General features: G+C 69.1%; 26 protein-coding genes. 16 read left to right on the forward strand and 10 right to left on the reverse strand.

Features of this window, described 5'->3' with window-relative positions:
• A complete protein-coding gene (locus tag FB390_RS23520; RefSeq protein ID WP_141810896.1) occupies positions 1-1416 on the forward strand; it encodes an amino acid permease in 1416 nt (471 codons plus the stop codon).
• Here FB390_RS23520 and FB390_RS23525 read toward each other — a convergent pair.
• Together FB390_RS23525 and FB390_RS23530 are read right to left on the reverse strand one after the other, a co-directional pair.
• A complete protein-coding gene (locus tag FB390_RS23525) occupies positions 1413-1997 on the reverse strand; it encodes a hypothetical protein (RefSeq protein ID WP_221639352.1) in 585 nt (194 codons plus the stop codon). The genes FB390_RS23520 and FB390_RS23525 overlap by 4 nt on opposite strands.
• A gap of 1 nt (position 1998) precedes the next feature.
• Positions 1999-3390: a phenylacetate--CoA ligase family protein gene (locus tag FB390_RS23530; RefSeq protein WP_141810897.1), complete on the reverse strand. Its 1392-nt coding sequence runs from the start codon at positions 3388-3390 to the stop codon at positions 1999-2001.
• A 308-nt stretch (positions 3391-3698) separates the two neighbouring features.
• Between FB390_RS23530 and FB390_RS23535 the strand changes: the two genes are divergently transcribed.
• Both FB390_RS23535 and FB390_RS23540 read left to right on the forward strand, forming a co-directional pair.
• Complete coding sequence (locus FB390_RS23535) at positions 3699-5153, forward strand: alpha/beta hydrolase (protein ID WP_185757148.1); 1455 nt, start codon at positions 3699-3701, stop codon at positions 5151-5153.
• Positions 5154-5174: 21 nt separating this feature from the next.
• Positions 5175-5810, forward strand: a complete 636-nt coding sequence (locus FB390_RS23540; RefSeq protein ID WP_141810899.1) for an HAD family hydrolase — start codon at positions 5175-5177, stop codon at positions 5808-5810.
• On the opposite strand, the gene FB390_RS23545 is transcribed toward FB390_RS23540, so the two are convergent.
• Positions 5796-6944, reverse strand: a complete 1149-nt coding sequence (locus FB390_RS23545) for an erythromycin esterase family protein (RefSeq protein ID WP_141810900.1) — start codon at positions 6942-6944, stop codon at positions 5796-5798. The genes FB390_RS23540 and FB390_RS23545 overlap by 15 nt on opposite strands.
• A gap of 81 nt (positions 6945-7025) precedes the next feature.
• Here FB390_RS23545 and FB390_RS23550 point away from each other — a divergent pair, with 81 nt between their 5' ends.
• Complete coding sequence (locus FB390_RS23550; RefSeq protein ID WP_141810901.1) at positions 7026-7733, forward strand: TioE family transcriptional regulator; 708 nt, start codon at positions 7026-7028, stop codon at positions 7731-7733.
• 40 nt (positions 7734-7773) lie between these two features.
• Here the strand turns inward: FB390_RS23550 and FB390_RS23555 are convergent, their stop codons facing one another.
• Together FB390_RS23555 and FB390_RS23560 are read right to left on the reverse strand one after the other, a co-directional pair.
• Positions 7774-8238 carry a hypothetical protein gene (locus tag FB390_RS23555; protein WP_141810902.1) on the reverse strand — a complete coding sequence of 155 codons (465 nt, stop codon included), beginning with the start codon at positions 8236-8238 and terminating at the stop codon, positions 7774-7776.
• Between the two features lie 80 nt (positions 8239-8318).
• Positions 8319-10601: an ATP-binding cassette domain-containing protein gene (locus FB390_RS23560; protein ID WP_141810903.1), complete on the reverse strand. Its 2283-nt coding sequence runs from the start codon at positions 10599-10601 to the stop codon at positions 8319-8321.
• Positions 10602-10715: 114 nt separating this feature from the next.
• Here FB390_RS23560 and FB390_RS23565 point away from each other — a divergent pair, with 114 nt between their 5' ends.
• The gene (locus tag FB390_RS23565; protein WP_141810904.1) at positions 10716-11294 is read left to right on the forward strand and encodes a class I SAM-dependent methyltransferase; all 579 of its coding nucleotides are present in this window, start codon (positions 10716-10718) and stop codon (positions 11292-11294) included.
• Positions 11295-11306: 12 nt separating this feature from the next.
• On the opposite strand, the gene FB390_RS23570 is transcribed toward FB390_RS23565, so the two are convergent.
• The 3 genes from FB390_RS23570 to FB390_RS23580 are packed head-to-tail and all read right to left on the reverse strand — an operon-like array spanning position 11307 to position 13572.
• Positions 11307-12191 carry an LLM class F420-dependent oxidoreductase gene (locus FB390_RS23570; protein ID WP_141810905.1) on the reverse strand — a complete coding sequence of 295 codons (885 nt, stop codon included), beginning with the start codon at positions 12189-12191 and terminating at the stop codon, positions 11307-11309.
• A 56-nt stretch (positions 12192-12247) separates the two neighbouring features.
• On the reverse strand, positions 12248-12478 hold the full coding sequence (locus tag FB390_RS23575; RefSeq protein WP_141810906.1) for a hypothetical protein: 231 nt from the start codon (positions 12476-12478) through the stop codon (positions 12248-12250).
• A gap of 11 nt (positions 12479-12489) precedes the next feature.
• A complete protein-coding gene (locus FB390_RS23580) occupies positions 12490-13572 on the reverse strand; it encodes an SDR family oxidoreductase (RefSeq protein WP_141810907.1) in 1083 nt (360 codons plus the stop codon).
• 108 nt (positions 13573-13680) lie between these two features.
• Between FB390_RS23580 and FB390_RS23585 the strand changes: the two genes are divergently transcribed.
• From FB390_RS23585 to FB390_RS23600, 4 genes are all read left to right on the forward strand, one after another.
• Positions 13681-14301, forward strand: coding sequence for a TetR/AcrR family transcriptional regulator (locus FB390_RS23585; protein WP_185757149.1), 621 nt, complete (start codon positions 13681-13683; stop codon positions 14299-14301).
• 95 nt (positions 14302-14396) lie between these two features.
• Positions 14397-14711 carry a nuclear transport factor 2 family protein gene (locus tag FB390_RS23590; RefSeq protein WP_141810909.1) on the forward strand — a complete coding sequence of 105 codons (315 nt, stop codon included), beginning with the start codon at positions 14397-14399 and terminating at the stop codon, positions 14709-14711.
• A 40-nt stretch (positions 14712-14751) separates the two neighbouring features.
• Positions 14752-15894, forward strand: coding sequence for an alkaline phosphatase family protein (locus FB390_RS23595; protein WP_141810910.1), 1143 nt, complete (start codon positions 14752-14754; stop codon positions 15892-15894).
• Positions 15895-15995: 101 nt separating this feature from the next.
• On the forward strand, positions 15996-16310 hold the full coding sequence (locus FB390_RS23600; RefSeq protein ID WP_141810911.1) for a hypothetical protein: 315 nt from the start codon (positions 15996-15998) through the stop codon (positions 16308-16310).
• 129 nt (positions 16311-16439) lie between these two features.
• Here FB390_RS23600 and FB390_RS23605 read toward each other — a convergent pair whose 3' ends face one another.
• On the reverse strand, positions 16440-16868 hold the full coding sequence (locus FB390_RS23605) for an MmcQ/YjbR family DNA-binding protein (protein ID WP_141810912.1): 429 nt from the start codon (positions 16866-16868) through the stop codon (positions 16440-16442).
• 119 nt (positions 16869-16987) lie between these two features.
• Here FB390_RS23605 and FB390_RS23610 point away from each other — a divergent pair, with 119 nt between their 5' ends.
• From FB390_RS23610 to FB390_RS23620, 3 genes are all read left to right on the forward strand, one after another.
• Positions 16988-18208 (forward strand): sigma-54-dependent transcriptional regulator family protein, encoded by a 1221-nt coding sequence (locus FB390_RS23610; RefSeq protein ID WP_141810913.1) that lies wholly within the window; start codon positions 16988-16990, stop codon positions 18206-18208.
• A gap of 84 nt (positions 18209-18292) precedes the next feature.
• Entirely contained in the window at positions 18293-19810 is a 1518-nt protein-coding gene (exaC, locus tag FB390_RS23615) for an acetaldehyde dehydrogenase ExaC (protein WP_141810914.1), read from the forward strand.
• Positions 19810-20235, forward strand: a complete 426-nt coding sequence (locus FB390_RS23620; RefSeq protein ID WP_246124178.1) for a DUF779 domain-containing protein — start codon at positions 19810-19812, stop codon at positions 20233-20235. The genes exaC and FB390_RS23620 overlap by 1 nt, the downstream gene beginning before the upstream one ends.
• 60 nt (positions 20236-20295) lie before the next feature.
• Here the strand turns inward: FB390_RS23620 and FB390_RS23625 are convergent, their stop codons facing one another.
• Complete coding sequence (locus tag FB390_RS23625; RefSeq protein WP_141810915.1) at positions 20296-21849, reverse strand: succinic semialdehyde dehydrogenase; 1554 nt, start codon at positions 21847-21849, stop codon at positions 20296-20298.
• Positions 21850-22111: 262 nt separating this feature from the next.
• Between FB390_RS23625 and FB390_RS23630 the strand changes: the two genes are divergently transcribed.
• Genes FB390_RS23630 through FB390_RS23645 form a run of 4 tightly spaced genes read left to right on the forward strand, consistent with a single transcriptional unit; the run spans position 22112 to position 25818 of the window.
• Positions 22112-24457, forward strand: a complete 2346-nt coding sequence (locus FB390_RS23630; protein ID WP_141810916.1) for a sensor histidine kinase — start codon at positions 22112-22114, stop codon at positions 24455-24457.
• Positions 24457-24852 (forward strand): roadblock/LC7 domain-containing protein, encoded by a 396-nt coding sequence (locus FB390_RS23635; RefSeq protein WP_141810917.1) that lies wholly within the window; start codon positions 24457-24459, stop codon positions 24850-24852. Before FB390_RS23630 ends, FB390_RS23635 begins: the two co-directional genes overlap by 1 nt.
• Positions 24849-25223 carry a DUF742 domain-containing protein gene (locus FB390_RS23640; protein ID WP_141810918.1) on the forward strand — a complete coding sequence of 125 codons (375 nt, stop codon included), beginning with the start codon at positions 24849-24851 and terminating at the stop codon, positions 25221-25223. Before FB390_RS23635 ends, FB390_RS23640 begins: the two co-directional genes overlap by 4 nt.
• Positions 25204-25818, forward strand: a complete 615-nt coding sequence (locus FB390_RS23645; protein ID WP_141810919.1) for a GTP-binding protein — start codon at positions 25204-25206, stop codon at positions 25816-25818. The genes FB390_RS23640 and FB390_RS23645 overlap by 20 nt, the downstream gene beginning before the upstream one ends.

Raw genomic sequence — 25818 nt, forward strand, 5'->3', positions numbered from 1 at the left:
ATGACCAGCGCAGAACAACGGTGGCGCCGCCGCACGCCCGACGACGCGAGCCTGCCCGGCTCCGGCTCGTCGCTGAAACGCAGCCTCGGGCGGATCGACCTGACCGCCATGGGCGTGGGCACCATCGTCGGCGCGGGCATCTTCGTCATCACCGGCGTTGCGGCCGCGGAGAAGGCGGGACCGTCGATCGTGCTGTCGTTCGGACTGGCCGGTCTGGTCTGCGTGCTCGTCGCGCTCTGCTACAGCGAGCTCGCCGCGATGGTCCCGGTCTCGGGCAGCGCCTACACCTACACCTACGCCACTCTCGGGGAAGGACCGGCGTTCCTGGTCGGCTGGAATCTCCTGCTGGAATTCGTCATCGCGGGCGCGGCCGTGGCGATCGGATGGTCCGGCACCACGGTGTCGGCACTGGATTCGATGTTCGGCATCACGCTCCCGCACGCCATCACCGCCGGGCCCGGCGAGGGCGGTGTGGTGAACCTGCCCGCGGTGCTGATCATCGCCGCGATCGTGGCCGTACTGGTCGGCGAGGTCTCGCTTACCGCGCGCATCACCAAGGCGCTGGTCGCGGTGACGATCGGCGTGCTGGTGCTGGTGGTCGCCGTCGGCGCCCCGCACATCGACCCGGGCAACTGGGCCCCGTTCGCGCCGTTCGGCTGGAGCGGCGTCATCGGCGGCGCGGCGATCGCGTTCTTCGCCTTCCTCGGTTTCGACGTGGTCGCCGCCTCCGCCGAGGAGGCGCGTAACCCGAAGCGCGACGTGCCCTTCGCCATCATCGGCACCGTGCTCATCGCGACACTGCTCTACGCGCTCGTGAGCGCCGTGCTCACCGGCGTCGCCCCGTTCCCGACCCTGAACAACGGCGCCCCGATCGCCACCGCCTTCGGCGCGCTGAACATCGGCTGGATCGGCAACGTCATCATCGTCGCGTCGATCATCGCGCTCACCAAAGGCCTGCTGCTCATCGTCTACGCGCAGGTGCGATTGAGTTTCGCGATGTGCCGCGACGGCCTGCTCCCCCGCCGCCTCGCGGCCACCGGCCGGCGCTCCACGCCGGTGCGGCTGACCCTGGTGCTCGGCGTGGGCTGTGCCGCCATCGCGGGCCTGCTGCCCATCGACATCGTGGTCGAACTGGTGAACATCGGCGCGCTGTCGGCCTTCGCTGTGGTGTGCGTCGGGGTGCTGGTGCTGCGCAAGCTGGAGCCGAACCGCGAGCGTCCGTTCCGCACCCCGCTCGTTCCGTTGGTGCCGATCCTCGCGCTGCTGGGCTGCGCGCTGATGGCGTTCACCCTGGACGAGCTGACCTGGGTGCGGTTCGCGATCTGGGTGGCGATCGGTGTCGCGGTCTACCTCGGCTACGGACGCAAGCACTCGGCCTTCGCCGCGACCCGCGTCCCGGTCGCGCCGAGAAGTTAGCCCCGCCCTCGCGGCCGCACCCAGCGCAGCAATGCGTTTACCGTCGTTTCCGGTGACGTGTTGAAACACAGCCGGATGCCGGGCGACGCCTCGGTCAGCACGTTGACGATGCGCTCGAACAGCAGCGTCTGCTCGGGCAGCATCCGCACTCCGCCGCCGATCATCGCCAACCCGTAGTCGGCCTCCGCCAGCCTCTCCTTCAGCATCTGCTCGGCCGCGTCGGGATCGACCGGAACCGAGCACGACACGACGTCGAAGCCCGAATCCCGCAGCATCGCCGTCCCCGCCTCGACCCGCGCGGTCAGCTCGGCTTCGTCCAGACCGGCGAGTCTGCTGTAGTCGAGCTGGCTCGGATGCAGGCCGATGGAAAGGATCTTGGTATCGGAACCGAGGGTCATGGCGTCCACAGTGCCAGCGATCGCCGGTTCGCGCAGATCCACACGTGGTGCCGGTCCGCACTCGGTGCAGATCGCACTGTCACGCCGGGATTTTCGGGTCGCGGCATCGAGTGCAACCGGAGTTCCACGTGAATCAAGGCTGTTCTGAACGCGATTCGCGTCGGTCCGCTCGGAGGCCGTCACCTCACCGGGTATACCGGTGCTTGACGCCCACCGGGAAGTAGTCCGGATCCCCCATCGGCCGCAGCTCCACATGCGGCACATGCCGCTCGACCGGGACATAGTTCGCGTATTCGCTGTTGTGCGTCACCAACTCGTCTCGAACGGCGTTGGCGACGAGCCGGGTCCGTTCGACGGTATTCGCCTCGTCCGGCCCGAGCTCGACCGTGATCCGTAGCAACCGATTGCGATCGGCGTCCTCCCACGCCTCCAACACGAACTTCCCGGTGACCCATTCGCTGATCTCCGCACGTTCCAACCCGAGCGACACCGTCTCGGGATACACATTGGCCCCGAACACCGACACCGCGTGGATGGAGCGGCCGAACACGAACACGAACGGCAGATCCGGACCCGTCTCCTCGTCCGGTTCGAACCCGTGCGCCCGGCAGAACTCCACCATGCGCTCGTGTGGGATGACACCGCCGTCGTCGGCGAGGTGATACCGGATCAGCGGCACTCCGGAGTCGGCGGTGAACACCAATGTCCCGTCGACGGTTTCGAAGAAGCGATCGGCCGGGTTGTACTGCATCAGCGTCGGCAACCGCTGACCCCCGAACAACTCGCGCGCCGCCGCAGGATGTTCGGCGAGGAACCGCCGGGTCCGCACGCTGAGCGGCGTCTCGTTGCCGAGGACGCCGCCGTCGGCCGTGCCGTAGAGCGCGGCGACATCGTGCACCGGATCCAGGCCCGCCCGCTTGCCCATGAGATCCCGCCACTGCTCGCTGAACACCTCCCCCGCGCACACCAGTTTCACCGCGTAACGCGACCAGTCGACGCCCTCGCGCAGCCCCGTGTCGATGACGTCCTTGAGGAAGGGTGGATAGCCGAAGAGCACCACTTGGTCGAAATGCGAGCCGAGCTCCGGTACCACGCGCAGTATCTCGGCCTTGTTGTTGCCGGGAGCCACGATCGTCATGGCCAGTTCGGCGGCCAGCCCACGCAGGCAGGACAGCGTGTAGAGGCCGCCCACCCAGGTGCCGAGCGGGAAGCACACCACGGCGAGGGTGCGCCGCTGGGCGGCGTCGAAACCGTGCACGAGGACCTGCTCGAAGCGGCGGGTCGCGGCCGCCTCGTCGGCGGCGGAGCGGGGCCAGAAGGTCGGCGTGCCCGTCGAACCGGACGACACCGCGATCAGGTCGCATGCCCCGAGATCGCCGTCGCGGCAGCGTTGCGGCAGCGAATAGCGTTGGTGGTAGTTCTCTTTCGTGACGAGCGGCAGTCGTGCGAATCCCGTGCCGTCGACGACCGAAGCCGCGTCGACGCCGTGGCTGTCGAGGAAGGCGCGGTAGGCGGGCACGGTCGCCGCCGTCCGCTGGAACAACGCCACGAGCCGCTGCTGCAGATCCGAATCCATCTCCGAGGTGGCCCTTCCGCGAGGCGAAACCTGCGTGAGGTCCAACGTACCGCCGGGCCGTGCCGCGCGCGGCAATCCGCACGGATCGCCGCTTTCTCGCTATCTTCGAAGTGGACCCGCTCGGAACGTTCGGCGGGCGCGGCGCGATGTTCCCGCGGAGTGTCGCGGAGGATCGGGGGACGACGGTGCGGTCGAGTCGGTGCGTATTGCTGAGCGTCGTCGCGGTCGCGACACTGGTCGCCACAGGGTGCTCCATCACGCCGAGTGTGGAAGGCAGCGCGAGACCCTCCCCCGCTCCACTGCCCACGTTGCGGGATTACGAGGCCCAGCGGGTCGAGTGGACGCCGTGCCGTGAGCAACGCGAGGCCGAGTGCGCCGAGATCCGGGTGCCCGTCGATTACGCCCGCCCGGAAGCCGCCGCCCTCACCATGCCGCTGGTGCGTTTGCGCGCCACCAACCCCGCGCAGCGCATCGGGGTGCTCACCACCAACCCGGGCGGCCCCGGCGAATCCGGTTACGAGGACGTGCTTTCCGCGCTGAACCCGGACGACACCGGACTTCGCAAATTCCGTATCCGCTACGACCTGGTCGGTTTCGACCCGCGCGGGGTCGGCCGCACCGCGCCTGTCCGGTGTCTCGGCGACCGCGCGATGGACGAATACTTGGCCACCGACTTCACGCCGGTGGACGACGCGGGTCGCCGCCTGGTCGCCGAGGCGCACCGCCGTTACGCCACCGCGTGCCTGCGCAACACCGGCAGCCTGCTCGGATTCGTCGGCACCGAATTCGTGGTGCGCGATATGGACATCATGCGCTCGGCGCTCGGCGAGGCGAAGCTGAACTTCTTCGGCTTCTCCTACGGCACCCGGCTCGGGCAGCTGTATGCCGAGCAGTTCCCGGGTCGGGTCGGGCGAATGGTGCTGGATTCCGTCGACGACCCGAGCCTGACACCGGACCGGTGGAACTCGCTCGACGCATCCGACGCTCCCGTGCCCGGTGCGATCTCGGCGCGGGATCGCTTGGTGCACAGCATTCTCGAAGCGTGCGCGCGACGCGAGGACTGCCCCCTCGGCGACGACCCGGACGCCGCCATGCGCCGGCTGATCGACCTGATCGACCGGGTGGACGCCGAGCCCATTCCGGCCTCCGACGGCCGCCGCGTCGGTTCCAATCTGGCTTTGCTCGGCATCTTCATGGCGACCTACGACGAGCGGTACTGGCCGCGGTTCGAGCGCGCCTTCGCCGACGCCCTGCGCGGCGACGGCACCGGGCTCGCGGAGCTCGCCGACTTCTACGTCGGCCGCGAGGACGGCCGCTACAGCTCGTCCGATCCGGCGTTCTGGGCCGTAGAGTGCATGAACGACGACCCGGCCGCTTGGCGCTCGAAGCCCGAAGACGCGATCCTCCGGGATCTGGCGCTGGAGGCCGAGTGGGCCGCCGTGCGCTCACCGCTGTTCGGCGTGAACCGGGTGTTCAGCACTCCGCTGTGCCTGTTCTGGCCGGTCCGGCCGACCCAGAAGTCGGCGGGCGTGGACGCGGCGGGCGCGCCGCCCATCCTGCTGCTGAACAACAGCGGCGATCTGGCGACCACGGTCGAGGACGCGGAGAACGTCGCCGCCACCTTGGCCGACGCCGTGCTGGTGGTCAGCGAGCACGACGGCCACATCGCCTTCGACAACGGTTCGGCCTGCGTGGACGCCATCGTCATCGCCTACCTCTACGACGGGACGCTCCCGCCGGACGGGACCCGCTGCACGGACTGACCGGCCGGATAGAGTCGAGCGGTGACCTGGACCGTCGGCTTCGACCTCGACATGACCCTGATCGATTCGCGACCGGGAGTCTCCTACGCCATCGACACCGTCGCCGCGGAATTCCAGCTCCCGTTACGCGGGGCCGACTTCGTGGAGCGGCTCGGGCCGCCGCTGGCCCTGCTGCTCGCCGAGGCGGGCGCGCCCGACGAGCTCATTCCCGCACTGATCACCCGCTACCGCGAGCTGTATCCCGACGTGGTGTCGCGCATCCCCGCCCTGCCCGGCGCGGAGGCCGCGCTCGCCGCGGTGACCGCGCGCGACGGGCGGCTGATGGTCGTGACCGGCAAGCACCAACCGCACGCGCAACTCCATCTCGACGCGCTCGGCTGGCGAATCGACCACCTCGCCGGTGGATTGTGGTCCACCGGCAAGGCCGAGGTCCTGCGCGCGCAAGGCGCGGCGATCTACGTCGGCGACCACGCGGGCGACATGCGCGGCGCCAAGGCCGCCGACGCGTTCGCGGTCGGCGTCACCACCGGGCCCTGCGACGCCGCCGAACTGCTGGCCGCGGGCGCCGATGTCGTCCTGCGCGACCTCACCGAATTCCCTTCCTGGCTCGCTGAATTCGCGGCGGCCGCGGCATCCTCCTCGTCAGGCTCGCTCTGATCGAGAACCGGTATCGATGTGCAGGACCGCGTCGGCGGTGTCGAGGATCGCTCGGTCGAGCGGGGAGTAGCCCTGCCGCGGGGTGGTGTCGGTGCGCGGGCGAGCGGAGGTCACCGCATCGGCCGGTGCCAGACCCCAGCCTGCGATGCGGCTCTGCAGGACGCTCTCGTAGGTGCCCGGCTCGGGCTCGCCGAGTCCGAGCGTCTCGCTGCTGCCCAAGCTTCCGGCGATGAAGGCGTACCGCTCACCCAGCAGGGAGCCCACGATGGCGCCCGCACCGAACCACCCGAAGTCCATCCCCGCCATGTGGATGGTGCCCTGGTTCCGCTGTAGGTGGGCGTTGTGGGCGCCGACCATGGTTCCGCCGCGCCGGGCCTCGATGTTGCGGATGTCGAAGAGGTTCTGGGCCATCGCCGTCTCGCGGATGTCCAGCAGGCCCGAGAGGCGCACCCGCTCGTCGCCCTGGTGGACCGCCTGCCGGTGATAGCGCAGCAGACAGAGACCGGCGGTCAGGTGGATCTCGGCGTTCAGCCACGCGGCGCGTGAGGTCGCCGCGATCAGTTCCGGTGCGCGCGCGTAGAGCGCGAGGAGCATGTCGTCCGCGATCTCCCGCAGGCGCTCGGCCTCGGCCGTCGCGCCGATCGACACGGTCGGATCCATGATCGCCTCCGCTCGGTCCCAGCGTTCGTCGGCGCCGAGGAGTTGGGCCAGATCGAGATCGAGACGCAGATAGTCGCGGGCGTGCTCGAGAAAGCGGCGCGGGCTGGGTGCGTCCGGGTTCTCCATCGGTGCGTCGAAACCGTGAAACGCCAAGCGCTCCAATGGCGGTCGGTCTCGGTTGTATTCGCGCATCCAGGCGACCAGTTCCCGGTTGGCGGCCTGTTCGCCGAAGTTGTGCGAGAAGCCTTCGCTCATCGCGGTGTCGAGGCTGCCGACACCGTTCCGGACGAAGTCGTCGACGATGAGCGCGGCGACGCGGTCGGTTTCCAACGCGATCGAGCGGAAGCCGCGGTCGACCAGCTGGGCGAACAGCTCGTTGCGGGCGAACCCGAAGGACGGTTCCCGGTGCGTCGGCTCACCGAGCGCGACCAGCTCACATGACGCGGATACGAAGTCTCCAATGTCCTGACTCATGTGTTTCGATCGTATCGTTGAAAGGCCGGTTGAGGCTTCCGCGGCTACGACCTCGCACCGGTGAGGTAAAGTCTCGAACCGGTGAAAATTTTGCGGCCCTCCGATCTGGCTCGCGAGCACGGCCTCTCGACCCAGGCGGTCCGGAATTACGAGCGCGACGGGTTTCTCCCGCCCGCCGAGCGCACACCCAGCGGCTACCGGATCTACACCGAGGCGCACGCGGCGGCGCTGCGCGCCTATCTGGGTCTCGTCGCGGCGTACGGGCACGCGACCGCGGGCCGGATCATGAACGCGCTCCACGACGACGCGCTCGACGACGCCCTCCGCCTCATCGACAGCGGCCACGGCCAGCTGCTTCGCGACCGGGAAACCCTCGACTCGGTGCGGCGAGCGGTGAATCACCTGACGGCGGCATCCCACACCGTCGCCGATCGCGCGGAAGACGCCGACAGCCGAACCATCCGCGAACTCGCGCACCGGCTCCGCCTCACTCCGGCGACCCTCCGCAATTGGGAAGGCGTCGGCATCCTCACCCCAATGCGTGACCCGGCCACCGGATACCGCCGCTACAGTGCGAGCGACATCCGCGACGCCGAGCTCGCGCATCTGCTCCGGCGCGGCGGCTATCCGCTCGAGCAGATCGCCGCCGTGGTCCAGCAGATCCGAAGTGCCGGTGGCACAGCCGAATTGGCCGCCGCCCTGGACGACTGGCAACGAAAACTCACCGCGCGGGGTCTCGCCATGCTCGATGCGGCCGGTCTGCTCGGGCACTACATGCGCATGTTCTGACGCGTTCTGCCGGAACGAGTTTCGGCGTCGGCCGCGCCGGTCAGTCGGCGACGATCTCCAGTTCCGGCCGGTGCTCGCGCATCGCCTCGGTGACCTTCAGCAGCGGGACCGACAGCGAGGTCATCGGAATGGACGGCGCGGTGGCGATCGCGTACTCGCGATCCGGATGCGCCAGCACCAGGTCGACAGCGTCGCCACCCGGACACCGGCGCACCCGGACGTGATCCACCGTCGACCACGCGATCCGCCCGAACGCCCGATGCTCCACGGCATCGTCGGTGATCACCAGATCCGGCCTGCGCCGCAGCCCCGACCACGCCATCTCCGCACCGATCGCGAGAAAAACCAGCGCCCCGATCTTCCCCGCGATCACCGCCGTATCGGTCACGATCGCGAGCACACAGATCGCGGCGAGCCCCGAACACGCCGCCGCCACTCCCACCGTCGTCCGCCACGACCGAAACACCGTATCCGCCCGCCGCCCCTCCCCCTTCCGCACACGCATTGCCGCATCCTAACGGTGCACCAGCGGCCGGAAACATGCGCGGCCGCAACGATCCTCGTCGTTGCGGCCGCGGGATCGGGTCAGGCCGCCTTGTACTTGCGCAAGTATTCGCCGGTCAGCGAGGTGGGGTGGTTCAGGAGGTCGGCGGGGGTGCCGGTGAAGACTATTCGGCCGCCGTCTTTGCCGCCGTCGGGGCCGAGGTCGATCACCCAGTCGGAGTGGGCGACGACGTCGAGGTTGTGTTCGATGACGACGACGGTGTTGCCGCGTTCGACGAGGCCGTCCATGAGCGCGAGCAAGGTGTCGACATCGGACATGTGCAGGCCGGTGGTCGGCTCGTCGAGCACATAGATCGAGCCGGTGTTCTGCAACTGGGTGGCGAGTTTGATGCGCTGGCGCTCGCCGCCGGAGAGCGTGCTCATCGCCTGGCCGAGGCTCAGGTACTCGAGGCCGACGTCGTTCATGGTGCGCAGCTTGGTGTTCAGCGCTTTCTCCGTGAAGAAGGCGAGCGCCTCCTCCGCCGACATCTCCAGCACGTCCGCGATGGATTTGCCGCGCAGCGTGTGCCCGAGCACGTCCTCGGAGAAGCGGCGGCCGTCGCAGGCGTCGCAGTGCGTGGTGACCGGATCCATGTAGGCGATCTCGGTGATGATCACACCGCGCCCCTCGCACTGCTTGCACGCACCGTCGGAGTTGAAGCTGAACAGGCTCGGCGATTCGCCCGTCGCCTTGGCGAACAGCTTGCGGATGGGATCCATCAACCCCAGATAGGTCGCCGGCGTCGACCGGGACGACGCCGCGATCGGCGACTGGTCCACGAACAGCGCCTCGGGATGTTGGCGCACGAACACGTCCCGGATGAGGCTGCTCTTGCCCGAGCCCGCCACGCCGGTGACCGAGGTCAGGATGCCGGTGGGGATACCGACGGTGACATCGCGCAGGTTGTGCACGCTCGCGTGCTCGATCAGCAGCTCGCCGGTGGCGGCTCGGAAGGTTTCTTTGACGGTGAAGGGCCTGCGCAGCCCCGCGCCGGTCGGCGTATCGGCGGCGCGCAGCTCGGTGAAGCTGCCCTGGAACACCACCTGCCCGCCGTGCACGCCGGCGCGCGGGCCGACGTCGACCACGTGGTCGGCGATCTGGATGACATCCGGGTCGTGCTCGACCACCAGCACGGTGTTGCCCTTGTCCCGCAACGCTTTCAGCAGGTTGTTGAGCCTGCCGACGTCGCGGGGGTGCAGCCCGACGCTGGGCTCGTCGAAGATGTAGGTCATCCCGATCAGCGTGCTGGACAGATGCTTGATCATCTTGAGCCGCTGGCCCTCGCCGCCCGACAGGGTCGAGGTGGGCCGGTCCAGGCTGAGGTACCCGAGTCCGATGTCGGCGACCCGGCGCAGCGCGGTGCGGATGGCGTCGGCGAGGCCGAGCGCGGCCGGGTCGGTGATCTCGTCGAGCACCGCCATCAGGTCGGTGATCTGCATGCGCGACCAGTCGGCGATGTTCCGGCCCTCGATCCGGGTGGCCAGCGCGGCGGCGTTGAGGCGGGCGCCTCGGCAGGTCGGGCACACGCCCTCGGTGAGGAATTTCTGCATCTGCTCGCGGGTCTTCTCGCTGAGCGTCGAGGTGTCGCGTTGCAGGCGGGTGCGGGTGAACTTCGCCGCGAGTCCCTCGTAATTGGCCTTCCAGGTGCCCTTGGCGAAGGTCAGCTCCACCTTGCCGCCGCTGCCGTACAGGAAGTCCTCGTACTCGGCCTCGGTGTAGTCGGCCAGCTTCTTGTCCGGATCGAAGCGCCCGGAATTGCCGTAGAGCTGCCAATCACCGCTGCCCACACCGTAACCGGGGAGCAGGATGGCGCCTTCGTTGAGCGATTTGGTGCGATCGACCAGCCGGTCCGGGTCCGCGCGGACCGTCATGCCGAGCCCGTCGCAGTCCGGACACATGCCCTGGGGCACGTTGAACGAGTAGTTGTAGACGAATCCGGCCGAGGGCGAACCGAATCGGGCGAACATGGCGCGCACCATCGAGTAGATGTCGGTCATGGTGCCGACCGTGGAGCGCGGGCCGCCGCCGACCGGCTGCTGGTCGATGATCACCGGCGCGGTCAGGTTCTCGATCGCCTCGGCGTGCGGCCGCTCGTAGCGCGGCAGGAAGTTGAGCACGAACGCCGGGAAGGTGGCGTAGAGCTGCCGCTGCGACTCCACGGCGATGGTGTCGAACACGATGGACGACTTGCCCGACCCGGAAACGCCGGTGAAGACGGTGATCTTGTTCTTGGGAATCTCCAGCGAGACGTTGCGCAGGTTGTGCTCGCTGGCCCCGAGCACCCGGATGACATCGACGGAAACGGCCGAATCGGTAGAAGGCATACCGGACACCATGCCATCGCGCACCGACAAAATGCCCGGTGTTCAGTGATGAAGGTCACATATTAGGCGAATCGCTATCACAGTCGCGCGGAAGCGCGTCCGTAGAGTCGTGAAGTGACCCGCGACCCGTATTGGAATCACAACACCCGCTATCACCCGTGGCTACTCGCCAAGGCGCCGACGTCCGCGCGGACCGCGCTCGACGTGGGTTGCGGCGACGGGCTTCTGGCAAGGAAGTTGGCGACGGGTGGCCGCGAGGTAGTCGGGATCGACGCGGACTCGGGCGCGCTGGAACAGGCGTCGGGAGCGAACGGGGTGCGCTTCGAACAAGCCGACTTCCGGGAATTCCCTGGCACTTTCGACTATGTGACAGCCGTCGCGACACTGCACCACGTGCCACTCGTGGAGGGTCTGACGGCCTTGCGCCGCCTCGTCGCCCCCGGCGGCACGTTGGCCGTGGTCGGACTGTGGAAGATGACGCCGCTACGCGACGCTCACTATTTTCCGATGCTGCCGCTGATCTGGGCCATCGATCACTTTCCGCCGCGCCCGAGCGGTCCGGATGTGCCGCTGCGAGATCCGGTGGACACGCTCGACGACATCCGGAAATCCGCCGCCGCGATCCTGCCCGGCGCGCGGATCCGGCGTCGTCTCATGTGGCGCTACACGTTGCTGTGGCAGCGGCCCGCGTAGGCCGCAACCGCGTCAGCGCAGGCGGGCGAGGACCGGCGCGAACTGCTCCATGCTGTTCTCCAGCACGGTGAAGTAGCTGAATCCGAAGCGCTCGCCCAGCTCTCGGATACGGTCGGCTGCCTCGTCCGGGGAACCGATGAGCAGGGTCGGGACCCGCTCGGGGCTGTCGGCGGCCGAGGGCGGCAGCGCCGGGGCGTACGCGTCGGCCAGCGCTGGCCATTCTTCCCGTGAAACAACGCGCTGCAACAGCAGATTGAATTCGACCTCGCCCGCGCGATCGCCGAGCAGCCCGTCGACATAGGCCACCCGCTCGGCTGTTTCGTCCTCGTCGGCGAGTCGCACGGGGCCGCCGGGCGTCACCGCTCCCCCGCCCGCGAAGGCGACGATGTCCGCTTGTTCGGCGGCGAGCTTCAGCAGCCGGTCGCCCCACCCCGCCACTAGCAGCGGCGGGCCCGAGGGCTGCGCCGGGCGCGGCTGGTAGTCCGGGTCGGCGAACAGCTTACGCAGTGTGGTCACGGTGTGCTCGAGGTGCCGCACCCGCTTGCCGCCGCTCTCGAAAGGGATTCCCGCGGCGTCGAACTCGGCGCGGACATAACCCGCGCCGAGCCCGAGTTCCACGCGCCCGTCGGTGAGCTGATCCGCGCCCGCCGCGTCGCGGGCCAGCAGCACCGGGTTGTAGAAGGCGGTGTTGAGCACGAAGGTGTTGAGCCGCACCCGCTCGGTGGCCTCGGCGGCCACGATCATGGCGGGAAACGGCGCGGGCAGGCCGAGGTGGTCGGCGACCCCGATCACGTCGAAGCCGAGTTCTTCGGCCCTACGGCACTTTTCGACCCATCGGGACCTGGACTCCGACGTCACCATGTTCACGCCGAAACGGAGAGGACGCTGCACTGTCACCAGAACTGTCTACCCGTCGGCTCGGCGCGCCCGTCACCCGAGGCCACCGCACGAGTTCAGCACTGCGCGATCGCGCTCGCCGCGACGGCCACGCCGAGCAGCGCCACCGCCGCGCTCAGCGCGGGCACCGGGCGTTGTATCGTGCTGCGGCCGAAGCGGCGCAAGGCCGCTGCGTCGAGGCGGCGGGTGCGTCGCGCCTGCCCCTCGGCATTCGAGGCGTTCCCATCGCGGCGGAACCAGCGGCGGCCGAAGCCTAGGATCGCCAGGACGATAGTCGCGGTCAGCATGCCCGAATCCCTCAGGCGCCGATTGCGTTCGAGGCCGGGCGCGGCGCGATCGCCTTCGGCCGCAGCCCGGGCGCGTCGACGATGCCGAAGGTGAGCAGGCTCTCGGCGGTGTCGAGCACGGTCTCCCGGACGGGACGCATGGTCCAGCCGAGTTCCGTGCGCGCCTTGTCCGCGCTGACCAGTTCGGTGCGGCCCAGCACCGGAACGGCCAACCGCACGCCCTTGTCGAAGCGGGCGATGAACCGGATCAGCCAATCGGGCAGCACCCGGGTGGGCACCCGCAGGCCGCGCGGGTTGTATTCGTCCGCGAGGATGCGGGCCAGCTCGGCCATCCACAGCGCGTCGGCCGCGCAGATGTACCGATTGCCCGCGGCCTGCGGCAGTTCCATCGCCAGCCGGTGCGCCACGGCGAGATCGCGCACGTCGACCGGTGTCCAGCCGGTGCGAATCGAGCCGGGGACGTCGCGCGCCATCAGCCGCCGGATCGGCTCGTGGGAGGTGCTGGTGACGGGGCTCTGCAGCGGTCCGAGCACCATGCCCGGGTTCACCGCCGCCAGCTCGAGTCCGCGCTCGGCGGGCAGACCGCCGACGAAGTCCCACGCCGCGCGTTCGGCCAGCGTCTTGCTCTTCTGGTAGGGCGGAATCCGATCCACCACCGACCAGTCCGCCTCGGTGCGCACCTCGTCCACGTCGTGGCCGTAGGCGATCGCGGCGACCGAGGAGGTGAGCACCACCCGGCGCACCCCCGGCTCCTCGGCGGCCGCGCGCAGCACGCGCAAAGTGCCCTGGACGGCCGGTTCGACGAGTTCGCGCTCGTCGTCGGGGACGTACGACGGGAACGGCGAGGCAACGTGCAGCACGTACGCGCAGCCCGCGACGGCCTCGCTCCAGCCCGCGTCGTGGTCGAGATCGGCGGCGACGAACTCGAGGTCCGCGCCGAGCCGGCGTGCGAGCTCGACGAGGTGCGCGCGCTTGCCGGTGTTCGCGAGGTCGCGCACGGTGGCGCGGACCCGGTAGCCGTGTTCGAGAAGTTCCGCGATGACGTGTCCGGCGATGAATCCCGTTGCGCCGGTGACCAATACCTGGTTGCTCATGTGTCCCACCTGTCTGGGGAAGAGGGAGAACGGCCGGAATCTAAGCGCCGCTCAGATAATCTAAGCACCGCATAGATAGGTTGTCCAGCCCCCGTCGCATACGCTCGGATGGTGAAGCGGACCAGTTACCACCACGGCGCACTGCGTGATGAGCTGATCGCCGCGTGCCTGCGCCTGATCGAAACCGAGGGCATCGCGGCGGTGAGCCTGCGCCGCGTGGCCAGGGAGGCGGGCGTCAGCACCGGCGCGCCGTACCACCACTTCGCCGATCGAGCCGCGCTGCTCGCGACCTTGTCCACCAAGGGATTCGAGTTGCTCGCCGCCGAACTCACCGCCGCTCGGGCGGCCGCGACCGGCTCACCGCTGGACGCCCTCGGCGCGCTGACGGTCGCCTACGTCCGCTTCTCGCGCGAGCAACCCGCGTACTTCCGCCTGATGTTCCGGCCGGAGCTCTCCCAGCCGGAGAAGCACCCCGACGCCGTCGCCGCGGGCGATGCCGCGTTCGCGGTCCTCGCCGATGCCATCGGCGACTGCGTTGCGGCCGGTCTGCTGCCCGCCGACAAGGCCGACATCCTCGGCATCACCTGGTGGGGCATCGGCCACGGCCTCGCCTCGCTGTGGCTGGACGGTCAGCTGGAGAAACGGAGCACCCAGCTCGGCACGACCGCCCCCGAACTGGTCGAAGAAGTGCTGCGCACCGTGTCTTCGTTTCTCGCGCCCGGGCCTTGACCCGGTACGGCGGTTTCTGCCCTAGAGTGGGCGCCAGATGTTTGCTGTTCCGTCACTGCTCAACCCGATTACCGTGAGCCGAGAGGGATGACCGGATGTCCGCACAGCAGCTCGACCCCGTCGTCCAGGAGTTCGTGGACGCGCTCAATGCCAACGACCCCGACCGCTTCCGCGCGGTGCTCACCGAGGACGCGACCATGTCCGACGACGGCGTGGAGCGCGATGTCGCGCAGTGGACCGATGCGGAGATCTTCGCGAGCAACGGCCGGATGCAAATCGAATCGGTGACCGACGGCGGCGTGGAACTGCTCGCCGACTACACGAATTCGCGCTGGGGATCGATGCGCACAGCGTGGCGTTTCATCGTGCGCGACGGCAAGATCAGCCGATTCGAGACCGGACAGGCCTGACCCCTTGCCGTGGCCGCGCCGATCTTGACATTCTGACCTCGTGTTCGACGCGCCTCCCTACGGCTCGGGTTCCCTTGCCGACCTGTTCCCCTCCGTCCTCGCCTGCCTCGGCGTCCCCGGCGAAACCGATCGGCTCGGCCTCGGCCTGTCCGCTCGCCGGATCTGCGTCCTGCTCGTGGACGGACTCGGCGCGGAAGCGCTCGCCGCGCACCAGCAGGAGGCGCCCTTCCTATCGAGCCTCGCGCCCGGCCAGCTGTCGGTGGGATTCCCGAGCACGACCGCGACCAGCCTGAGCTCGCTCGGTGTCGGTGTGCCGCCGGGCGAGCACGGCATCGTCGGCTATCTGATCAACGTGCCCGGCTACGACCGGTTGGTCAACGCGCTGCGCTGGCGCCTGCACGGCGAGGGCCCGAAGGTCGACCTGCTTCGCGAACTCGTGCCGGAGCAGTTCCAGCCCGCCGCAACGGTATTCGAGCGCGCCGGCCGCGCCGGGATCAGCGTCTCGCAGGTCGCCCCGATGTACCAGGCGGGCTCCGGGCTGACCAGGGCCGTGCTGCGCGGCTGCGATTTCCGTCCGAGCCTGTCGTTCGGCGATCTGGTCGACGGCGTGTCCACCGCGTTGCGCGCGGGCGATCGCTCGCTCGTCTACGCCTATCACGGCGACCTGGACACCACCGGTCATGTGCGCGGTCCGTCCTCGGACGCCTGGCGGCTGGAACTGGCGCACGTCGACCGCCTGGCCGCCACGATCGCCGAGAACTTGCCGCCCGGCGCGGCACTGTTGGTGACCGCCGATCATGGCATGGTGGAGCTGACCGGAACGGTGGACTTCGACGCGGTCGAGGCCTTGCGCACCGGCGTCGACCGGCTCGGCGGCGAGCCACGAGCCCGGCACGTCTACACCGTCGACGGCGCGGTGGACGATGTCGCGGCGGCGTGGCGGGAGACGCTCGGCGCCGATTTCGCGGTGCTGCCGCGCGCCGAGGTGATCGAACGCGGCTGGTTCGGTCCGACGGTGGGGTCGTCGGTGGTCGAGCGGATCGGCGATCTCGTCGTCGCGGCGCGCGGACCGCGCGGCGTCATCCGCACCGGCGCCGAACCGCTGCAATCGGCCATGCTCGGCCACCACGGGTCGCTGACCTCGGCCGAGTTGAACGTGCCGCTGCGCACCTGCCTGGCCTGATCGACACACCGGACCGCCTCGGCACGCCCGGATCCGGTCCGCTTACCCTCGATACCGATCGCGGCGGCCCATCCGCTCGACCAGGCGACCAGGAGGAGCAGATGAAGGCCACCGTGACCCGGACCGTTCTCGGCGCGGCGGCCGCCGCGCTGCTGCTGGCCGGATGCACCGACATCGAGCGCGCGCTCAACAAGGGCGGCGACACACCGTGCAGCGAGTATGTCAAGCAGGACGCCGACACCAAGCGCATGACGATCACCAAGTTCGTCAAGCAGCAGACCGGTGACGAGCGCGAACCGGCGGGCACCGCCGTCGACGCCACCATCATCTCCGTCGACCTGCTCTGCGCGGGCCAGCGCAACGCGGAGACGCCCATCAAGAACGCCGACGTGGCGGGCATCTTCCTCAACAAGTGAGGTGCCCGTGAGGCACAGTCGCGCGGTGTGACCGCCGGTCGGCCCCACCAGACACACCGTCCAGCAAGCGCCGGCTCGGGCTGCCGCGCGCGCCGCCGCCCGTCGAGAGCGCTGATCGTCGTGCGGCGCTCAGTGCCCGGCGGCCGGATGGGCGGCCAACCAATCCGCGGCGCGCTTGCGGGAGGCGCGGGAAAGCCAGGCGTCCTGGATGATCTCGGTCAGCTCGCCGACGGTGATCTCGTGCAGGTGGCACGCGCGCACCAGGACCGAGGGGTGCCCGTCGAAGTGCGGTGTCGTGAAGAACGGTGAATCCGGATCCTGCACCAGCGCTTGCTTGTCCGACTCCGACGGCACCCAGATGACGATCACGTCCGGGTAGCGTTCGCCGGTCTTCGGGTCCACGGCGTCCGGCCGCGGATTGCGGAAGAACACGAACGACTTCCCGCCGACCTGGTAGATCGCATTGCCGAGCGGGCCAGCCGCATTGGTCACGTGCGGCATTCCGCGCGCGACGGCGTGTACGTCGGCGAGCCGGGCGGGTCGCTCTCGTTTGCGCATGATCCAAAACCTAATCGCCACGCTCGTATACCCGCCGCGAAACCGGCGCGTCGCGGTTCCGCGTCCGCCATGATGAGAGCACGAAGAGGCGACTTCACTCGACGACAAGGGTTTCCGAGGTGACACTGTCGCGCACTCTCACCCGGCAGCGGGCAGAACTGGAGAAGGAGTGGACCCGGTGGGCATCTACCGCCGGTTCCCGCGGGCGCGTCCCTACCGAGTCCAGCGTCCTACGCGACGATGTGGCACGGTCCTGGCAGCGTTCGCTGCACACCGTCGATCCCGCCCGCACCGTGGCGCCCGGGCTCGACCGGATCGAGGACCGATGGGCGGCATCCCCGCTGCGCGGGCCGGTCACCGAGCTGGCGGGCCAGATGCGCAGCATCGCCGAGGACGCGAAATACCTCGCGGTGGTCAGCGACGCGGCGGGCACCGTCCTGTGGTCCGGCGGTGATCGCAGGCTGCGCCGCCAGGCCGAGGACGTGAACTTCGCGCCGGGCGGCTGCTGGGACGAAAGCCATATGGGTACCAACGGGTTGTCCCTCGCGCTGCACGACGACCGCCCCGTCACCGTGTTCTCCGCCGAGCATCTCGTCGCCGCGCTGCACGGCTGGGTCTGTTACTCCGCGCCGATCCACGCGCCGGACGGCAGGCAGCTCGGGGTGCTGGACCTGTCCAGCGTCTGGAGCCGGTCGCATCCGATGGCCATGGCGTCGGTGCGGTCTGTGGTGACAGCGGTGGAGACGGTGCTGCGCACGAGCGCGCCGCCGCCTGCCGCGGGGGTGCGGCTCGAATGTCTAGGCACCGCACGCTTGTCGCGCGACGGCAGGCCGGTGCCGCTGCCGCCGCGTCAGCTGGAGATCCTCGCGCTGCTCGCGCTGGAGCCGGAGGGCTACACGCCCGAGCAGTTGCACGCGGCGGTCTACGGCGACCGTCCGGTCTCGACGAGCACCTTGAAAGCCGATGTCTCGCATCTGCGCCGGGCCACCGGCGGTGAGATCGCGAATCGCCACTACACGCTGACCGGCCCGCTGTCCTGCGACGCGGTCGACTTGCTCGCCGCGATCACCGCGGGCGATACGTCGGGTGCGGTGTGGCAGTACCGCGGTCCGTTGCTCCCCGGTTCCGACACCCCGGGCGTCGTCGAATGGCGCGACTATCTCGATGTCGGCATTCGCACGGCGGTCCTGGCCAGTGACCGTCCCGAGCATGCCATCGCCTTCGGCGAGCGCGCGGCGGGCGACATCGCCGTGCACGAGCACGCGTTGCGGTTGCTGCCCGCCGACGACGTGCGCCGCGCGGTGGTCACTGCCCGGTTGCACAACGCACTGCACGACTGATCCGACGCGGTCACCAACCTCGCGCCAACCTTCACCGTCCAAAGTGGAGCGTCGTCGAGGGATTTCGCGCGAGGAGTGACTGCGATGATCTACGCCAAACCGGGTTCCGACGCCGCGATAGTCGGTTACGCCACCCGCTACGACAACTTCATCGGGGGCGACTGGGCCGCCCCGATCGAGGGCCGGTACTTCGACAATCCGTCCCCCGTCGACGGCGAAACCTTCTGCTCGGTCGCCCGTTCCACCGCGGCCGACATCGATCTGGCGCTGGAGGCCGCGCACCACGCCGCCGGGGCGTGGGCGGCGACCTCGCCGACGGAGCGCGCGAACATCCTCATCAAGATCGCCGAGCGCCTGGAGAACAGCCTCGAGCCGCTCGCGGTCGCCGAGACGTGGGACAACGGCAAACCGGTCCGCGAAACTCTGGCCGCCGACCTGCCTTTGGCGGTGGACCACTTCCGCTACTTCGCGGGCGCGATCCGGGCCCAGGAGGGCAGCATCGCCCAGATCGACGCCGACACCGTCGCCTACCACTTCTACGAGCCGCTCGGCGTGGTCGGGCAGATCATTCCGTGGAACTTCCCGATCCTGATGGCGGCGTGGAAGCTGGCCCCCGCGCTGGCCGCGGGCAACTGCGTGGTGCTCAAGCCCGCCGAGCAGACACCCGCCTCGATCCTGCTCGTGGTGGAGCTGATCGCGGACCTGCTGCCGCCCGGAGTCCTCAACGTGGTCAACGGTTTCGGTGTGGAGGCGGGCAAGCCGCTGGCCGCCAGCCCCCGGGTGGCCAAGGTCGCGTTCACCGGCGAGACCACCACGGGGCGCCTCATCATGCAGTACGCGAGCGAGAACATCATTCCGGTGACCCTCGAGCTGGGCGGCAAGAGCCCCAACATCTTCCTGCCCGACGTCATGGCCGCCGACGACGAATTCCTGGACAAGGCCGTCGAGGGCTTCGTGATGTTCGCGCTGAACCAGGGCGAGGTGTGCACCTGCCCGTCACGCGCGCTGATCCACTCGTCCATCTACGACGAGTTCCTGGCCCGCTGCCTGGAGCGAACCGCGGCCATCAAGGGCGGCAACCCGCTCGACGACACGACCATGATCGGCGCCCAGGCCAGCAACGACCAGTACGAGAAGATCCTGTCCTACATCGATATCGGCAGGCAGGAAGGCGCCCGCGTGCTCACCGGAGGCGAAGCGCGCAAGGTGGACGGACTACCCGGCGGATACTACATCCAGCCCACCGTCCTCGAGGGCGACAACACCATGCGCGTCTTCCAGGAGGAGATCTTCGGACCCGTGGTGGCGGTGACCCGTTTCGACACCGTCGACGAAGCGGTCCGCATCGCCAACGACACCCTCTACGGCCTCGGCGCGGGCGTGTGGACCAGGGACGGCGCCACCGCCTACCGGATGGGCCGGGCCATCAAAGCGGGCCGGGTGTGGACGAATTGCTACCACGCCTATCCCGCGCACGCCGCCTTCGGCGGATACAAGAAGTCCGGCATCGGCAGGGAGAACCACAAGATGATGCTGGATCACTACCAGCAGACCAAGAACCTGCTGGTGAGCTACTCCCCTACCAAGCTCGGATTCTTCTGATGCGGAATCGGACAACCCTGATGGCGAACCGGATCCATCGCGTCGACATGACCGACGCGGCGCGAGTGGTGTTGCGCCGGTTGATCGAACACCACGGGCCGGTGCTGTTCCACCAGTCCGGCGGATGCTGCGACGGCAGCTCGCCCATGTGCTTTCCGGCCCGCGAGTTCCGGGTCGGCGCCGCCGACGTGCTGCTCGGCCAGCTGCCATGGCACACCGAGTTCTGGATGAGCGGCGATCAGTTCCAGCTGTGGAAACACACGCACCTCACGGTGGACGTGGTGCCCGGACGCGGCTCCGGCTTCTCCCTGGAGACGCCGGAGGGCGTGCGTTTCCTGATCCGATCCCGCCTGCTGACCGACGAGGAAGCGGCAGCACTGGCGGCCGGTCCGCCGCCGCGCACCGGAGCCGAACGGCTCACCTGAGGCCCGGCGACGGGACGCCTGGCCGGCTCGCCCGCAGACCGAGCCGGCCAGGCCCCGAACTCAGCGACCGGGAAGGAACCGCAGGCTGCGCGCGACGAGCATCAAGAAGCGCTGCCACATGTCCTGCGAAAAGAACGGCGGCGGATCCAGATTCATGAACCGGGTGACCACGACGGTCTGCGGTTCGGTGAACTTCAGCAGGCCGTCCGCGCCGTGCCTGCGCCCGACGCCGGAGATGCCCATACCGCCCATCGGCGCCGCGGTGGTGCCCCACGCCGGTGCATAGCCTTCGTCGACGCACACGGTGCCCGCGTGCAGTCGCTGCGCGATCTTCTCGCCCGCCGACTTGCTCTCCGCCCACACGCTGGCGTTGAGGCCGTACTCGGTGTCGTTGGCCAACCGGATGGCGTCCTCGACCGAGTCGACCGGGTAGATCGACACCAGCGGGCCGAAGGTCTCGTTGCGGCCGCACTCCATCTCGTCGGTGACGTCGGCCAGCACGGTTGGCTCGAAGAACAGCGGCCCGAGGTCGGGGCGCGCCTTGCCGCCCGCGAGCACCTTGGCGCCCTTGGAGGTGGCGTCGGCGACGTGCTTGGAGACGGTCTCCAGCTGCGACTCCGAGATGAGGGAGCCGATGTCGGCCGAATTGTCATAGGCGGCGCCCAGTTTCGCGGCGCGCACCGCGGCGAGGAACTTCTCGGTGAACTCGTCCGCGACCGCCTTCTCGACGTAGAGCCGCTCGATCGAGATACACAGCTGCCCGGCGTTGGAGAAGCACGCGCGCACGGCGGCCTTGGCGGCCTTGTCCAGATTCGCGCCGCGGGTGACGATCATCGGGTTCTTGCCGCCCAGTTCGGCGGAGAAACCGATGAGCCTGCGCCCGCACTGTTCGGCGAGGGCCCGGCCGGTGGCCGATGAGCCGGTGAACATCAGGTAGTCGCAGTTGTCCACGATGGCGGTGCCGACCTCGGTGCCGGGGCCCGGCACCACGGCGAGCAGGTCGCGCGGGAGCCCGGCGCGGTAGAGCAGTTCGGCGGCGGCCAGCGCGGAGTACGGCGTCTGGCTGTCGGGCTTGACCACCACGGCGTTGCCCGCGAGCAACGCGGGGATCGAGTCGCCGATGGACAGCACCATCGGGTAGTTCCACGGCGCGATCACGCCGACGACGCCCTTGGGGTGGACGTGCACCGTGGCGCGGTTCAGCACCGGGAAGGCGCCGGGCACCTTGCGCGAGTCCAGCAGGCCGGGCGCGACCTTGGCGAAGTAGCGCGCCGCGAACATCATGCCCATGATCTCTTCCTGGGCCGCCCAGCGCGCCTTGCCTGTCTCGGCTTGGATGACGTCCATCAGGGCTTCGCGGTTCTCGATGAGCAGCGCGCGGAAGCGATCGAATACCGCGGAGCGCTCCGCGGCGGGGCGGGCGGCCCAGCGCGCCTGCGCGGACCTCGCTTTGGCGAATGCCGACGCCACGTCCTCGGCGGTGCCGACCGGCACGGAGCCGAGCGGTTTACCGGTGAACGTCTCGGCGATCGTCTTGCGCGAGCGAGCCTCGGGGCCGTCGATCGCGGCGAGCGCGCTCAGACGGTCGAAGACTCCGGCTTCCGGCGCTGGCATCCTTGCCTCCTACTTGTGAGTAACTTCGGGATACACACAATCTACGCTGCCGCGCCCCTCTAATACACGCGGTCGGAAGACCTGCTGAACCGCGGCCTCGTCGTCAGCGAGAAGTTCCAGGTGAGCCGAGCAAGTCGAGACGCCGGACAGCCACGCGGCCGGAGTCGGGTCGTGGATCAGCTTCGCTTCGGATTGTCAAATCGAGTCCCGCTCACCGGGACCTGAATGACAGCCGTGTAGTTCGCTGAATTACGTTGTGCGGATGTTCAGAGCGAGGCTCGGTGTCCGGAGCCGGATACTGGCGATCGCGCTCCTGCCGAGCCTGACTCTGCTCGTGATCGGCGGCGGCGCGGCGGGATACCTGGTCGACCAGGGCAACACCGCGAAAGACTGGGCGGCGCAGATGCAGGCCGCGATTCCCTCGACCAGGGAACTGATGGAGGCGACGCAGCAAGAACGCCACCTCACCCTGGCCCACTTGGCGGGCGACGATTCGAACGGCCCTGCGCTCACCGCGGCGCGGGTGCGGCTCGACGGCGCGCTGCGCAAGTTGCTGGAGGCCTCCGCGGGCATCCGCGCCGTGGACGACTCGAAGATCGGTGACGACCTGGCCGGGTTCAACACCCTCGCCCAGCACCTGGCGGGCGTTCGCGCGCAGACGGATTCGCGCCAACTGCCGATGGCCGAGGCGTACGGCTTCTACAACCGGTTGCTCGATGTCGTCTCGGTCGGCTCGCAGGTCGCCCAGCAGTCCGCGCCGGACGCCGAGATCGGCGTGGAGATCACCGAGGGCATGCGGTTGCTCTACGCCGCCGAGGCCATGTCGCGCGGTCACGCGCTGGCCGTCGCGATGGTCATCGCGAACGGCGACCTGCCGCTGCCGGTCGAGGAGTACCTGCGCCAGATCGGCTTCTACCACACCGAGATCGCGCTGCTCGCCAGCGAGATCGACACCGATCAGCGCGAGGCGGCCGCCGCGCTGACCGGCTCCGAGGCCTGGCAGCGGTTGTCCGCGATGGAGAACGCCGTCGCGCGGCGTTACGTCGCGCCCGTCCAGGACGAATCTGCCGCCGGTGGCGCGAGCCGCGACGAGGCCGCGCCGCTGCCGCTCGCCCCGCAGGACTGGCAGGCCGCCGCCGCACAGGTCAACCGCGGCCTGCTCGATCTGTGGATCACCCAGAACAAGCACACCCAGCGGCTGGCCGAGGAGAAGTCGTCCGATTCCGCGCTCACCTCGCTCTTCGGCGGCGGTGGCGTGCTGCTGGTCAGTATCGCGGCCATCGTCGTCGCGGTGCTGATGGCCAATCGGATCATCCGGCGGCTCGAGCGGTTGCGCGGCGAGACGCTGGCGCTGGCCGACGACCGGCTGCCCGACATGATGCGCAGGCTGCGCGCGGGCGAACAGGTCGAACCCGCCGAGGAGACGCCGCGTCTGGACTACGGCCGCGACGAGATCGGCGAAGTGGCACAGGCTTTCGAACACGCGCACGCGGCCGCGGTGTCGGCGGCGGTGGACGAGGCCCGCACCCGCGAAGGCGTCAAGGCGGTCTTCCTCAATATCGCCCACCGCAGTCAGATCGTGGTGCACCGGCAGCTGGAGATCTTGGACGAGGCCGAGGCGCGCCAGGAGGATCCGGCCATGCTGGAGACGCTGTTCCGGCTCGACCACCTGGCGACCCGCGAGCGCCGCAACGCCGAGAACTTGATCATTCTCGGCGGCGGTCAGCCGGGCAGGCAGTGGCGCTACCCGATCCCGCTGATGGATCTGGTGCGTTCGGCGGTCGGCGAGACGCTCGACTACGCGCGGGTGCGGGTGTCGCGGCTGCCCGACGTGCGCGTGCCGGGAACAGTGGTCGCCGACCTCGTGCACCTGGTCGCCGAGCTGCTGGACAACGCCACCGCGTTCTCCCCGCCGCAGTCGCGGGTGGAGATCTTCGGCAACGTCGTCGGCCGCGGTGTGGTCGTCGAGGTCAGCGACCAGGGCATGGGCATGCCCGAGGCGGAGCTGGAGCGGTTGAACGAGATGCTGCGCAACCCACCGGACTTCGGTGTCGCCACGCTCTCGGCGGATTCGCGCCTCGGGCTGTTCGTGGTGGCGCAGCTGGGTGTGCGGCACGGCGTCACGGTGCGGCTCGCGGAATCCGACTACGGCGGCATCCGCGCCATCGTGCTCATCCCGACCACGCTGCTGGTCACCGAGACCGCGCCGAGCGCGCCGGAGACCCCGGCCACCGATCAGGCGCGACGCCCCCGGCATCCGGTGCCGTTCATCGAGGCGCCCGGAGCCGAAACACCCAGCGGTACACCCGAACCGACGGCCGCGGTCCTCACGATGGACCCGCCCGCCGAACCGGAACCACAACCGACGGACCCGAGTCCGAACGCACCGGCCGCCCCGCCCGCGACCACCGCCGACGGCAGGCCGGTGCTGCCCAAGCGCAACCGACAGACCAATCTCGCGCCCCAACTGGCGCAGCCGTCGACCCCGCAGCCCGTCGCCGAACGTGAGCGTTCCGCCGAACAGGCCCGGGATCTGATGTCCGCCATCGAGAATGGAACCCGGCAGGGTCGCCGTGCGCAGCCCGCCGACGAACAGGAAGGCGTGTAGTGACCGCTCCCAAACCCGGTGATCTCAACTGGCTGCTCGACGATCTGGTGGATCGGCTGGCCGGTGTGCGGCACGCGGTGGTGTTGTCCACCGACGGACTGCTGCTCGGCCGCTCCGCCGCGATGACCCGTGACGACGCCGAACATTTCGCCGCCATGTCCTCGACCCTGTACGGACTCGCGCGCAGCGCGGGCAGCCGGTTCGACGGCGGCGGCGTGCGCCAAGCGGTCATCGAACTCGACCGCGCCGTGCTTTTCGTGACTTCCGCGGGCGATAACGCCTGCCTCGCGCTGCAAGCCTCCGAGAGCGCGAATCTCGGCATGGTGGCCTACGAGATGAACGTGACCGTCCAGCGTGTCGGCTCCTATCTGTCCACCCCCGCCCGATTGCCATGACGCGCCGGGGTGAGCCGTGGTTCGACGACGCGGCCGGACCACTGATCCGGCCGTACGCGCTGACCCGTGGACGCACCATGGGCGCAGGTCACGATTTGGACATCGTGACGGTGGTCGTCACCGCCTCGCCCGCGCCGACATTGCGCAGGCCGGAGCCCGAATACGCGGAAATCGTGCGCCTGTGCCGTGATCCGCAATCGGTGGCCGAGGTGGCGGCCAACTTGAAACTTCCCCTTGCGGTGACCAAGATTCTCGTCGGCGACCTGATCGGCGAGGGACAACTGATCTTCCGGGCTCCAGTGCAACCGGAGGCTGGCCCCGGCGATCTCAACATATTGCGAGCGGTACTGGATGGCATCAGAAAACTTTGACCCCGCCCGGCTCGATCCCGACGGGGCCCAGCACTTGGCCGCGTCGGTCAAGATCCTCATCGCCGGCGGCTTCGGCGTCGGCAAGACCACGATGGTGTCGTCGATCAGCGAGATCGCGCCGCTGCGCACCGAGGAACTCATCACCGAAGTCAGCAGCGGCGTCGACGATCTCTCCGGCGTGGAGTCCAAATCGACCACCACCGTGGCGCTGGACTTCGGGCGCATCACCATCGACCGCGATCTGGTGCTGTACCTGTTCGGCACGCCGGGACAGGACCGGTTCTGGTTCCTGTGGGACGAGCTGTCCCGCGGCGCGCTCGGCGCGGTGGTGCTGGCCGACACCCGCCGCCTCGGCAATTCCTTTGCCGCCGTGGACTTCTTCGAACGCCGCGGGCTGCCGTTCATGGTCGGAGTGAACTGCTTCGACGGAGCGCCGCGCTACACCGAGGACGAGGTGCGCGACGCACTCGATCTCGACCAGGACACCCCGGTGATGCTCTGCGACGCCCGCAACCGCGAATCGGCCAAGAACGTGCTGCTGACGCTGGTGCAGCATCTCATCGAGCTGGCCGGCCGCGAGCACGTAACCACCTGA

It is taken from the genome of Nocardia bhagyanarayanae (assembly GCF_006716565.1).
Classification (GTDB): Bacteria; Actinomycetota; Actinomycetes; order Mycobacteriales; family Mycobacteriaceae; genus Nocardia; species Nocardia bhagyanarayanae.